Annotated in this window: 10 protein-coding genes; all 10 read right to left on the bottom strand. The window is 41.6% G+C overall.

Annotation, left to right across the window (positions count from 1 at the left end; genetic code table 11):
- Positions 1 to 42 precede the first annotated feature (42 nt).
- Positions 43 to 993: a F0F1 ATP synthase subunit gamma gene (locus PL9631_RS00580; protein ID WP_083616104.1), complete on the bottom strand. Its 951-nt coding sequence runs from the start codon at positions 991 to 993 to the stop codon at positions 43 to 45.
- Positions 994 to 1,193: 200 nt separating this feature from the next.
- The gene (gene atpA / locus PL9631_RS00575; RefSeq protein ID WP_083616103.1) at positions 1,194 to 2,711 is read right to left on the bottom strand and encodes a F0F1 ATP synthase subunit alpha; all 1,518 of its coding nucleotides are present in this window, start codon (positions 2,709 to 2,711) and stop codon (positions 1,194 to 1,196) included.
- A gap of 72 nt (positions 2,712 to 2,783) precedes the next feature.
- On the bottom strand, positions 2,784 to 3,329 hold the full coding sequence (gene atpH, locus PL9631_RS00570; protein ID WP_083616102.1) for an ATP synthase F1 subunit delta: 546 nt from the start codon (positions 3,327 to 3,329) through the stop codon (positions 2,784 to 2,786).
- A gap of 2 nt (positions 3,330 to 3,331) precedes the next feature.
- Positions 3,332 to 3,859, bottom strand: coding sequence for a F0F1 ATP synthase subunit B (locus tag PL9631_RS00565; RefSeq protein WP_083616101.1), 528 nt, complete (start codon positions 3,857 to 3,859; stop codon positions 3,332 to 3,334).
- A 146-nt stretch (positions 3,860 to 4,005) separates the two neighbouring features.
- Complete coding sequence (locus PL9631_RS00560) at positions 4,006 to 4,491, bottom strand: F0F1 ATP synthase subunit B' (RefSeq protein WP_197046223.1); 486 nt, start codon at positions 4,489 to 4,491, stop codon at positions 4,006 to 4,008.
- Between the two features lie 93 nt (positions 4,492 to 4,584).
- Positions 4,585 to 4,830 (bottom strand): ATP synthase F0 subunit C, encoded by a 246-nt coding sequence (atpE, locus tag PL9631_RS00555; protein ID WP_083616099.1) that lies wholly within the window; start codon positions 4,828 to 4,830, stop codon positions 4,585 to 4,587.
- A gap of 267 nt (positions 4,831 to 5,097) precedes the next feature.
- The gene (gene atpB, locus PL9631_RS00550; protein WP_083616098.1) at positions 5,098 to 5,856 is read right to left on the bottom strand and encodes a F0F1 ATP synthase subunit A; all 759 of its coding nucleotides are present in this window, start codon (positions 5,854 to 5,856) and stop codon (positions 5,098 to 5,100) included.
- Positions 5,857 to 5,912: 56 nt separating this feature from the next.
- A complete protein-coding gene (locus tag PL9631_RS00545) occupies positions 5,913 to 6,368 on the bottom strand; it encodes an ATP synthase subunit I (protein WP_231516597.1) in 456 nt (151 codons plus the stop codon).
- A gap of 192 nt (positions 6,369 to 6,560) precedes the next feature.
- Positions 6,561 to 8,369: a proline--tRNA ligase gene (proS, locus tag PL9631_RS00540; protein WP_083616097.1), complete on the bottom strand. Its 1,809-nt coding sequence runs from the start codon at positions 8,367 to 8,369 to the stop codon at positions 6,561 to 6,563.
- A gap of 156 nt (positions 8,370 to 8,525) precedes the next feature.
- On the bottom strand, positions 8,526 to 12,674 hold the full coding sequence (locus PL9631_RS26590) for an AAA-like domain-containing protein (protein WP_231516596.1): 4,149 nt from the start codon (positions 12,672 to 12,674) through the stop codon (positions 8,526 to 8,528).
- Between the last annotated feature and the right edge of the window lie 33 nt (positions 12,675 to 12,707).

Below are 12,707 nucleotides of genomic sequence, written 5' to 3'. Positions count from 1 at the left end.
AACTTGCGTAAACCCACCTGAAAATCAATATTGAATTAAAAATTAACCCTTCAAAGCTTCTGCACCGCCAACCACTTCCAGAAGTTCCTGGGTAATGGAAGCTTGACGAGCTTTGTTGTAGGATAAGGTCAGGGATTTAATTAAATCTCCAGCATTTTCACTCGCATTACTCATCGCCGTCATCCGGGCGGCTAACTCACTGGCAATCGATTCTTGCCAAGCGCGTAATAATTGGTTGGTTAAAAACAAAGGTAATAACGCATCCAAAATCTGAGCCGGATCTTGTTCAAAAATCATATCTCTGGGTAAATCCGTGAGAGTATTTTTGACTTTCTCCCGTGTTACTTCAAATTGACCATTTTTAGTTGTCAAACGGAAGATTTCATCATCCGTTGGCTCTAACCCTTGAGGAGTAAGAGGTAACAGGGTTTGAATTACCGGACGAGAAGCAATTAACGAAACAAATTTCGTATAAATTAACTCAATCCGATCCAATTCCCCGGATAAAAATAAAGCCAAAAGATTGTCCGCAGAATCCCTGACTCTTTCTAAGGCGGGATTTTTTTCAGGATTTTCTACCGTTGCGCGGATAGGAGTATCCCGTCTTTGAAAATATTGAATCGCTTTGCGTCCCACTAACAAATAGCTGCATTCAATCCCTTCGGCTTGCAACTCTTGGGCGCGAGTTTCAGCCCGTTTAATCACGCTACTATTATAAGTGCCGCACAAGCCCCGATTACCAGCAATCACTAATAATCCGACTTTTTTAACTTCCCGTTGTTTGAGCAAAGGTAAATCTGCTTCTTCAAATTTCAAACGGGATTGTAACCCATAAAGAATTCCGGCTAATCGATCAGCAAAAGGGCGGGAGGCCAAGACTTGTTCCTGGGCACGACGCACTTTAGCCGAAGCAACTAGACGCATCGCTTCTGTGATTTTCTTAGTGTTTTTAACCGAATCAATGCGATCGCGGATCGCTTTTAAATTTGACATATTTTTGTCAGTTATAGCAAGGAATTTCGGATCTGGGAACAGGTTTCAGCAGTCAAGGTTTGCCACATCAGTCTTTGTCAAACATTTTTGGGCGCGACTGCTGTATCACCCAACAGTTAAAGAGTCAACAGTGAACAGGATCTTAACTTTTCACTGATCACCCTTAACTCTTTCACTGATAAATGATAACTGTTAACTAATTAAGGAGAAACTAAGAAGGTTTGTTTAAATTCGTTGATCCCTTCTTTCAGCAGACCTTCGGCTTCATCATCAAGGACTTTTTTGCCTTGAACGATTTCCACATATTTGGGTTTGCTATTTTTCAGATATTCCCGCAGTCCAATGGCAAAAGTAACGATTTTTTCAACGGGGATCTCATCGAGATAACCATTAATTCCCGCGTAAATCACCGCCACCTGTTCAAACAATTGCAGGGGAGAATTTTGGGACTGTTTTAACAGTTCTTGCAGACGTTTGCCCCGTTCCAATTGGTTACGAGTTGCTTGGTCTAAATCGGAGGCGAACTGAGAAAATGCAGCTAATTCAGCATACTGAGCCAACTCCAATTTCACTTTCCCGGCCACTTTCTTCATGGCTTTGGTTTGGGCTGCTGAACCCACCCGGGACACAGAAATCCCCGCATTCACCGCCGGACGTAAACCGGAGTTAAACAAGTCAGAGGAGAGAAAGATCTGACCGTCGGTAATCGAAATCACGTTAGTCGGAATATAGGCCGAAACGTCACCGGCTTGAGTTTCAATAATCGGTAACGCCGTCATACTGCCGCCACCGAGTTCGTCGTTCAGTTTCGCAGCCCGCTCTAATAAACGAGAGTGGAGATAGAACACATCCCCGGGATAGGCTTCCCGTCCGGGAGGACGACGGAGTAACAGGGACATTTGACGGTAGGCTTGGGCCTGTTTTGATAAGTCATCATAGATGACCAGGGTGTGTTTGCCTTTGTACATGAAATACTCGGCGATACTTGCCCCAGTATAGGGAGCCAGGTATTGCAGGGTCGCGGATTCACTAGCACTAGCCGCCACAACGACCGTATATTCCATCGCCCCTTTTTCTTCTAGGGTTGCAACGACTTGAGACACCGTAGAGGCTTTTTGACCAATGGCAACGTAGACGCAGATCACGTCTTCGCCCTGTTGGTTAATGATCGTGTCAATGGCGATGGAGGTTTTCCCAGTTTGACGGTCACCAATGATTAATTCCCGTTGACCCCGACCAATGGGGATCATGGAGTCAATGGCGGTGATCCCGGTTTGCATGGGTTCGCAAACAGAACGACGCTCGATAATCCCAGGAGCAGGAGATTCTAATAAGCGGTTTTCCGAGCTTTTAATATCGCCTTTGCCATCAATGGGACGGGCTAAGGCATCAACCACCCGGCCTAACATGGCGTCGCCCACGGGGATTTGAGCAATTCTTCCGGTGGCGGTGACGGCGGAACCCTCTTGGATCTCCCGACCTTCACCCATTAACACCGCACCGACGTTATCTTCTTCTAGGTTGAGGGCAATTCCGATAGTGCCATCCGCAAATTCTAATAGTTCGCCGGACATGGCTTTATCTAAACCATAAATCCGGGCAATTCCGTCACCGACTTGTAGAACAGTTCCGACGTTGGTTTCTTTAACGTCTTGGTCGTACTGTTCAATTTGTTGTTGAATAATACTGCTAATTTCGTCAGGTCTGATCGCTACCATTGTTGTTGTCAGTAGTTAGAGGTTATAAGTTAAAAAAAGATCCCCGACATGATCATGACGGGTCACTAGATTTTATTGGGCTAATTTGATTCCAATTCGGCGCAGTTGTCCACGCAGACTGGCATCTACCACGCGAGATCCAACTTTGATAATCACACCGCCTAAGAGTTCAGGCTCGATGGTTGTGGAAATTTCCACGGCTCGAGCATTAGTCATGGCTTTGACTTTTGCCGTCAAGGTATCGTATTGAGCCTCGGTTAACGGATGGGCGGAAGTGACTTCAGCCAATACCGTTTGATTCAGTTTCCGCAGTAAGGCTAAATACTGTTGACCAATTCCCTCTAGGAATAAAATCCGGCCCCGATCTACTAAGAGCATTAAGAAATTCCGCAAGGCGGGATTCATTTCATCTCCAGTGATGCGTTGCAGAATCGCTTTTTTATCCTGGGGTTTTACCACCGGACTTCCTAAAAAGGTTTTTAATTCTGCGGAACTGTTGAGTAATTCGAGTAATGAACGAATATCATTCCCGAATTCTTCGGTTAAATTTTTAGATTGAGCCACGGACATTAACGCCGAGGCGTAGGGCTCAATAATTTGTCCTGCGATCGCGCTCATCTTCAACCTCCCAGCAGCATTAGACTCTGATCAATCAATCGCTCCTGAATTCGGTCATCAAGCCGCTCTTTGATTTGGGCTTCTGCCCGTTCAATGGCTTGACTCGCAATCACAGAACGCAGTTGAGCGATCACCCGTTCCCGTTCTGAATCTAACTCTTGGCTGGCAGTTGCCCTCATCCGTTCCACATCTTCAGTGGCTTTGGTCAGAATCAAGTCAGCAACGGTTTTAGCCCGGGCTTCGGCTTCGGCTAAAATTCGTTGGGCGTCGGTTTGGGCTTCACTGAGTTTCTGCTGTTGTTTGGCAAGAGAAGCCTGGGCTTGTTCCTGACGCTGTTCCGCTTCTTTAATGGCTTCTTCAATGGCGGAGCGTCTTTCACTTAGGATTTTTCCTAAAAAACCTCGGCCAAAGTAAACCAGTACACCAATCAGAATAGCTAGGTTAATTAGGTTCGTCTCTAAAATATTGGTATTGAGACCGAATCCAGCTTCAGAGCTAGCTTCTGTGGCTAGTAATAAAACAGTCTCCATGATGTTCTTCTCATAAATGCGCGGCTGAAGATCTAACCTCTGATTTAGAAGGTCAGACTTGAGCCTGGGCTATCTTCAAATCGGAATTTTCTGGGAATCTAACAAGCGAATGGGCTTTGCTGCTTCACAAGCTAGGGCATCCAAGATTATTTAACTAACTCAGCCCCTAATAATTTTTCTAAAATTTGGCGACTGAGCGGTTCAACTTGTTGCTCTAATGCTTGTAGGGCTTGTTGTTTTTCCTGCTCGATTTCTTGAGCCGCTTTTTCTCTGACTTTTTGCGATTCTTGTTGGGCTTCTGCTACTTTCTCAGAGGCATTTTTCTGAGCTTGAGCTTGGGCGTTTACAATGGTCGCTTGAGCTTTTTTGCGAGTTTCTGCTAACTCTAATTCATACTGATGGGCTAATTTTTCCGCCTTAGCCAGACGTTCTTTGGCGTTGGACTCGCGCTCGCGGATATAATCTGAGCGTTCATCAATTGCCTTTCCTAAAGGTTTATAAAAAACCTGGTTTAAAATTGCTGCAAGGATTAAGAACTGGACTGCCATTAAAGGCAGGGTTGCATCCAGATCAAAAAGTCCTCCTTCTTTGGCAGCCTCTTCAACCGCAAATAGAATTGTCCCGTGCATTATTGTCCCTTGAAGAGTTGCATTAAAGATGGATTTTAGACTTAAATTTCAGAACCCTGAAACCTAAAACCTAAAATCCATGTTTTGGATTACTGTTTAGGCGAAGGGGTTAGCAAACAGTAAGACCAGAGAAACGACTAAACCATAAATGGTCAGGGCTTCCATGAAGGCTAAACTTAACAGTAAAGTTCCGCGAATTTTACCTTCAGCTTCGGGTTGACGAGCAATCCCTTCTACAGCTTGACCTGCCGCATTTCCTTGACCAATTCCAGGGCCGATCGCGCCTAAACCAACGGCTAAAGCAGCAGCAATAACGGAAGCAGCGGCAACTAATGGATCCATGATAATTTTCTTCCTTCTAAATACAAAAGAGTTAACAAACAATCGGTTAGACAAATGTGAAATCAATCCTGATCAGCATTGCTTAAACTGGGAGTTTTGAAGAAAATACTTTTCTTCTTTGTCCCGTTACAAATGCCAGATTTTTTAGATGGATTGGAGTCCCCAAAACGCTATTTTACCAATAAAGGGGATCAAGTTTAACCCCAGGGAACATTTTGGAAAAATTCAGAGCTAAGAAAATAAATCTTAAAGTCTTTATTTCTTTCCCTAGTCGTGATGATCTCCGCCATGTCCTTCTAGGGCTTCACCAATATAGTTCGCCGCTAGGGTCGCAAAAATCAGGGCTTGAATGGCGCTCAAGAATAAACCCAAAACCATTAAAGGTAGGGGAATAAACAGAGGTACCAAGAACACTAATACCGCAACCACCAATTCATCCGCTAAAACGTTACCAAACAAACGGAAACTCAGGGAGAGGGGTTTGGTAAAATCTTCAATCACTCGGAATGGAGCGAGGAAGGGAACGGGTTTGGCGTAGTCAGCAAAATAACCTAATAGGCCTTTTTTGCTAATTCCGGCGTAGAAATACGCTAAAGACGTTAACAGCGCTAAGGCGACGGTGGTATTGATGTCGCTAGTCGGGGCGGCTAATTCTCCAGAAGGGAGTTCGATCAACTTCCAGGGAAGTAAAGCACCTGACCAGTTGGACGTGAAGATGAATAAGAACAGTGTTCCGACAAAGGGAACCCAAGCACGATATTCTTTTTCCCCGATTTGGTCTTTGGCCAGATTGCGAATGAATTCTAGGACGTACTCCATAAAATTCTGCATTCCACTGGGAATTCGCTGTACCTTGCTACTAGCAAGCACCGAGGCGATAATCAGCAAGCCGATCACAAACCAGGAGGTCAGGAAAATCTGACCATGGAGTTTGAAACCGCCGATTTCCCAATATAACTGCCGGCCAACTTCTAAATTGGCGAGGGGAAGATGATTAAAGTTGTTTAAGATAGTCAGCATTTCCATCTTGAGTAGGCTTCCTCTACAGATTGAGGACTGGAGGATTCCAAAAACCGCGTGACCTACTTCGGCTCAGGGGTGAACGTTGTCTTGATGACATAGAGGATGAGAGCCAATTTATAGGTGAGAAACCCTAAAAAAATCGGTAGAATCTTTAGCTGTTCCCATTGAGTGGCTACAATGATTAAAAGCGCGAAGACACCGAGCCGATTCTGGCTAAGTTTTCCTTTTTCTCGACCGATTTTCTCTACATCTTTGCCTAGCATCCGCAAGTAGACTACACTCACCATCGCCCCTAGCAAATAGTTCAGGGCAATTTCCAAAGGATAGAAACAGCAAACCACAGCAAAAATGACCCCGGCACTGGCGATCGCGATCAGTAACACCTCTTGCTGCAACTGATAATACTCTCGCATGGAAGGGTCGGGTTCTATAGTCAGTTTAGACCCGGATTCTACTGTTTCCTCTGGGTTTGTCATAGGTACTTGGACAGGTTCACCAATTTTTAGTTCAGTCACAACTGCTTGCTCCGAAATCCGAAACCGACAGTTCTAACTTTCCCCAAGTTCACGCACACAGCGCATAACACGCTCTGCAAGCCACTATGAATAATATCATGTTGTGGCAACAGCACTTCAAAGAAAATTAATTTCGCTCACCAATTGTAGTAAGCCCTTCAGGGCTTTCTTAACCATCAACTAACAACACCCCTAATTCTCCAATGCTGCTTTAATATTCTGTTTGAGGGTTGATACGACGTCCTCAATAGCGATTTCTTGGGCATTGTGGGTGGCTCGTTCTACCAGTTCCACTTTACCCGATTTGATTGAACGTCCCGTGACAATCCGATAGGGAATCCCAATCAAATCAGCGTCTTTGAATTTTACCCCGGCCCGTTCATTGCGATCATCGAGGAGGGTTTCAATTCCGGCTTGATTTAACTCCGTATAGAGTTTTTCGGCAATTTCTACCTGTTGAGCATCGCTAATATTAGGAATGGCAATGATGACTTGATAGGGTGCGATCGCCACGGGCCAAATAATCCCATCCTTATCATAGGATTGTTCCACGGCCGATTGCGCTAACCGAGATACCCCCACGCCATAACATCCCATGACTAAGGGCAATTCTTCCCCCTGTTCATTGCTAAAGGTTGCTCCCATCGCCTGAGAATATTTAATCCCCAGTTGGAAAATATGACCCACTTCAATGCCCCTAGCACTCTGTAAAATTTGTTCAGGGTCATGAACTGCGCGATCGCCTTTTTGAGCTTTTCTGAGATCAACAATAGTTTTAGGTAAGGTAAATTCTTTGCCCCAATTTGCCCCAACAACGTGATATCCTGATTCATCCGCCCCGGTGACAAAATTCTTTAATTCAACGGCGGTTTGATCCACCAGTCTTAAAAACTTAGACTCAAGTTGTTCTCGATGGGTAATATAAACATCTTCTAATTTAGGAGAAATATAGCCTAAAGGCAAAGGTTTTGTTCTCCATTTTTCTTGAGCTTCTTCATCAGGAACCGTTAAAGATAATATAGTTTTTGCCTTAAATTCATGGGCTAATTTTGTTAATTCATTTTGAAATTTAACTTCATTAACCTCCTGATCACCTCGAATACTAATTAAAACTAAAACCGTTGTTCCATTATCATAAACAACTTGATACAGAACATTTTTAACAATTTGTGTCGGGGAACAATTCAAGAATTTAGCTAAGGTGGCAATGGTGTTCGTATTCGGAGTTTCTAACTTTTGATATTCGGTAAAGCTAGAAGGTTCCGCATCAACCGGATGGGATGTGGCTTTTTCCGTATTAGCAGCATATTTGCCATCTTCAGTATAGAGAACTTCATCTTCTCCCGCTTCTGCTAAGACCATAAACTCTTGAGAACCACTGCCCCCAATCGCTCCAGAATCAGCTTCTACCGCTCGATATTGTAACCCACAACGGCTTAACATATTTCGATAGGCTTGATCCATATCTCGATAGGTTTTCTTCAAACTTTCTTCATCGCTATGGAAAGAATAACCGTCTTTCATAATAAATTCCCGACCCCGCATTAAGCCAAACCGAGGACGAATTTCATCTCTAAATTTAGTCTGAATTTGATATAAATGAATCGGCAATTGTTGATGGGAACGGATCATATCTTTAGCAATAGTTGTAATCACTTCCTCATGGGTTGGGCCTAATGCTAATTCCCGCTTCCGGCGGTCAGTTAGGGAAAACATAATTCCCTCAGCTTTGGTATAAGTATCCCAGCGTCCCGACTCGCGCCAAAGTTCGGCGGGTTGGACTTGGGGAAGTAGACATTCTTGGGCTCCCGTGGCGTTCATTTCTTCTCGGACAATTTGAGAGACTTTTTGCAAAACTCGCCACATCAGGGGAAGATAAGCATAAATTCCACTCCCAATGCGGCGAATATATCCCGCCCGGACTAATAGTTTATGACTGGGAATTTCCGCTTCTTTGGGATCTTCGCGCAGGGTGACAAATAGCATTTGAGAGAGTCGCATTTTTATACTTCCTAAAATTAAAGACTAATTTATTATTATCGCAGATTAATGTCCGGTTATAAATGCAGATTTTGATTAACCTCCCAATACATTTTGTTTTGGAGTCAACTGATCATCAGATAGATAAATATTTCTTGAATGCTGATCAGAACTTTCTTAGTGATTCCAAACCCCATCCCAATTTTGATCGGGAAGTTGATTACTTTCATAAAAGCTACAGCGTTCAATCTGTAGTTTTGCAGCTTTATTTTCAGGATCAACTTTCAATACTTTTAAAAATTCCTGTTTAGCAGTTTTAAAGCATTTTTTAGCCTGAGTAGTCGTTAGGTTTTTCTGGGCAGGTTTAAGATAATATTCTCGTCCCTTATGATAATATTCAATAATTTTTTGCTTCTGTTCTGGGAGAGGACGGGCATACTGACCCACCCGCATTCCAACTAATTCATAAATATGGATTGGTTTACTATTTTTCCAAGGTCGAATTAAATCCAATTCTCGAACTATGATTCTATCTATATAGGGTTTACAAGTGCTTTCACTCATAAGAATAGCTGTCCCATAGCGTTTATTTAAAGATTCTAAATAAGACGCTAAATTGACCCCACTGCCTATAAAAGTTAAGTCCATCCGTTTCGTTGAACCTATTTTTCCACACATCACTTCATCTGAATTTAAACCGATGCCAAATTCGATCGGTGTCAATTCTCGATTGATTCGATTTTGGTTAAATTGAACTAAGTGCTCGCGCATTTCAACCACCGATTGTATTGCCATCCAACCATGATCTTTTAAGGGAGGAAAAGCCCCGAAAACAGCCATCATTGCATCCCCAATATATTTATCAACGATTCCTTTATAGCGGAGGACACTCGTTGCCATTTCTTCAAAATGTTCATTCAGTAAACTAATAACATCAGGAGGTGATAATTCTTGGGTTAAGCGGGTATAGTCCCGAATATCTGAGAACATAATTGTAACATTTTTATATGTTCCTTCAAGTTCAGTATTTTCACTGGAAATAAATTCTTCAGCAACCGTAGGTGTCATATATTGATATAAAAAGTTTTTAATAGATTTTATTTCCGTAATAGTTTCAATCATAATTGAAGCACCCGTTACTTTTTGGGAATTATTAGTGTCTAAAATTGAGTTAATAAAAAGATTGATATTATAAGAAGAACCTGAAGCGATAGAAACTAAAGTTTGATCAGGATAATATTGCTCATAATCCATTGATTTTTGAGGAGCGAGTGCTATATTTAACCAGTGAGAAAAATCTCCTTCTACAATCTGAATCAAATCTCGCAACAATAATCCTTGCAATTTTTGGTTTTCTGTGATTCCTAATAGTTCTTTCCCTAATTTATTAAAAGTTAAAATTTTCCCATCTTGATCTGTAGAGATAACAGCATTGTTTAAAGATTGTAAAATATTTTGTTTTTGCCGATCTTTACTCTTGATTTTTTGAAATAATTTTGCATTTTCAAGAACAATTCCCGCTTGAATATTAAACGCTCGCATGAATTCTAAATCATTGGTGTTAAAACTGACTTTCCATTGTTCCGGGGCTTCTGGCCAATTGGTCGGATCATACGGAGGATATTCTCCTTGTTTTTTCTTATTAATTAACTGAGTTACACCAATCAGTTGATTATCGGCATTATAAATGGGTGTGCATAACATACTGCACGTCCGATATTTAGTTTTTTGATCCGTGTGTTTAGAGGTTTCGGAACGCGGAGCATTGTAAAGATCAAATGGAATTAATACAGGTTCGCCACTTTGCGCAACAATTCCAGCAAACCCGGCGTGTTGAGGAATCCGAATTTCTACGAGTTTTCCATTGATGGGAATTTTCGTCCAGAGTTCTGCTTTTTCTTCATCTAATAACCAGAGGGTACTCCGATCAACATTGATTAATTCTTTGGCTTGATCCATAATATTCTTTATCGTTTCGTCTAAGTCTAAACTGCTCTTATTTAAGACATCTATCGCCTTCCTTAATGCAGCAGCAGTCTGTTGTTTTATCATTGTGGCATATAACGAACAAGAGCATTCTAAAACCGGACAAACCGAAGGAAGAAATTTTTCAAAGGTTGTTTCATCCTGCGAGCTAAACCCCCCAAAATCTATTTTTTCTTCTAAGGGAAGTAAGGGATCAACATTTGCTTTTAATTTGTTGATTAATTGTACCACTCCTAGCAATTGATTTTCACGATTTAATATAGGCATGACCAGCATGGTATAAGTCCGATATCCGTTTTTCTGATCCATTTTCTGGGCAGCAGCAGAACGCGGATCAGCGTAAAAATCGTAAGGAATATTAACAACAGATCGGGTTGTAGCGACTTCTCCGGCGATTCCGGCTGTTGAAGGAATCCGCAGTTCTAGGGGTTTTCCTTCGGCTCCTCCGGCTACCATTGACCAGAGTTCATGTTTTTCTTCATTGAATAGCCATATTGTGGTGCGATGTGCATTGAGTAATTCCCCAATTTTGATCGTAATTGATCGCAGCATTTCATTGAGAATTTCCTCAAACCCTTGAGCATCGAGGAGATTATTCAGCATCGATAGGGTTTGATTAACAGTTTTGGGTTTATCCTCAACTTCTTTAACGACTTGAACAAAATTATCTTTGGCTACAGGTGCTAAAAAAGAGGAGAAATTGCCACCCTGTTGCGGCATAACAACTAAACCCCCCCCTTTGTCTGATGAAGAACCTGTGGATTTTTCAACAGCAGCTACATCAAGAATTTGTGCTGAAACAACGGCTGATTCTCCAGATATAGAATTGGTTGGGGGTGCAGATTTTCGACCACCCCCAGATACAGAATTAGTTGGTGATTTGGATATTAGACTACCCTCATTTTTTCTTATATTTTCAATGTTTTTCAATTGAGAAAATTGATTAGAGACACCTAAAATCCCAACTAATTTGGAGAGAATTTCGTCGTGATTACTTGAAGTTTTTGCTTTGAGTTTATCTTCTTGATTAATTAAGCTAAAAGCTTCTTCAATGGCTCTATTTTCTAATTCTTGACTCGCAGTTAAAAATTGATAATCTTGTAACATTAAAGTTTTACCGACAGCCCACTTTTGAGCTTCTCGTAATTCTTGAGAACGCAGTAAGTAAGCGTCATTTTTGCATTGAGACGCAATCCAAGCTGCTATTTTTTCAGAATAGGGACGTAAATCGGCTAAAACATTGGTAATCCAATTTTGATTAAAAACTTCAGCATAAATGCGATTATAAACTTGAATTTTTCCTAACCGTTTAACCACTAAACCACTCAGTTGTAATTCCGTTCGTTCTGGACTGTCTTCTGCAACAATTTCGCCGTATTGTACAATTTGTTGATATAATCCCAACAGTCTTGCTGTTCGTTCTCTCACTCTTAACATCCGATCTCGAATGGTTCGTAAATGTTCGGGTTCATCTTGGGATTCCCAATTTTCAATCAAGTGTTTTCTCACTAATTGTTCAACCCTAATACTTTCCTGTCCTTCAAGAATAGGTTCTGCTAAAGTTTGAATTAAGGAACAGACTTTTTGGGTTAAAAAGGGTTGTCCCCCTGTCCAGTTTAATACGGCTTGTAACGTTGCTAAAGGATTGATAGATTTTGTCGTTAATCCCATGGCTAAGGGTTGAGCTTCTTGTAGATTAAATCCCGTTAATTCAATGGCGCGACCAATATTAAAGGGGGTACGGGTTTTGTCTTGAATTAAATCGGAGGGACTCGCAACGCCTAAAATAGTGAAGGTTAATCGTTTATATTGAGGTTTATCAACCCGAAGATTGTAACAAGCTCGAATTAAGGCAAAAAAGTCTTCTATATTAAAGTCTAAACTGCGAATACTATCACTTTCATCTACGAAAATAACAATTTTTTGCTGAATTTCTTTCAATAAAATATCATCGATAAACTTACTTAAACGCTGAATATAAGATAATAGGCTGTTTTGCTTCCACCAAGTATTGAGATCAAAATTTTTATATAAATCAAAATATCCCACTAAACTATCAATTAACCCCGCATACCATTGTTCTGCGGTGATATCACAAGTCCCAATTAAAGTAATATCAATAGCAGCACAAGCTACACCTTCTGCTTCTAATCGTTGCATAGTTTGGACTCGCAGAGAGGATTTTCCCATTTGTCGGGAGTTCAAAACATAACAAAATTCTCCCGCTTTTAAGGCTTGATATAATTCTTCATCCGCTTGTCGTTTCACATAAGTGGGTGCATCGGGGGGGAGACTACCCCCAACTTGATAAAAATCGGTTAATCTCGGAGCATCAAACATCAGTTATTCCTTCAAAATGATTAAACAGATGAG

It is taken from the genome of Planktothrix paucivesiculata PCC 9631 (genome assembly GCF_900009265.2).
Lineage (GTDB): Bacteria > Cyanobacteriota > Cyanobacteriia > Cyanobacteriales > Microcoleaceae > Planktothrix > Planktothrix paucivesiculata.
Note: the sequence above shows the minus strand (reverse complement) of the source record. Positions and strands in the feature narration are given on the sequence as shown.

Coding starts and splice junctions, on each gene's coding strand:
- PL9631_RS00580 (WP_083616104.1), bottom strand. CDS start 993: ATGTCAAATTTAAAAGCGATCCGCGATCGCATTGATTCGGTTAAAAAC.
- atpA (WP_083616103.1), bottom strand. CDS start 2,711: ATGGTAGCGATCAGACCTGACGAAATTAGCAGTATTATTCAACAACAA.
- atpH (WP_083616102.1), bottom strand. CDS start 3,329: ATGAGCGCGATCGCAGGACAAATTATTGAGCCCTACGCCTCGGCGTTA.
- PL9631_RS00565 (WP_083616101.1), bottom strand. CDS start 3,859: ATGGAGACTGTTTTATTACTAGCCACAGAAGCTAGCTCTGAAGCTGGA.
- atpE (WP_083616099.1), bottom strand. CDS start 4,830: ATGGATCCATTAGTTGCCGCTGCTTCCGTTATTGCTGCTGCTTTAGCC.
- atpB (WP_083616098.1), bottom strand. CDS start 5,856: ATGGAAATGCTGACTATCTTAAACAACTTTAATCATCTTCCCCTCGCC.
- proS (WP_083616097.1), bottom strand. CDS start 8,369: ATGCGACTCTCTCAAATGCTATTTGTCACCCTGCGCGAAGATCCCAAA.
- PL9631_RS26590 (WP_231516596.1), bottom strand. CDS start 12,674: ATGTTTGATGCTCCGAGATTAACCGATTTTTATCAAGTTGGGGGTAGT.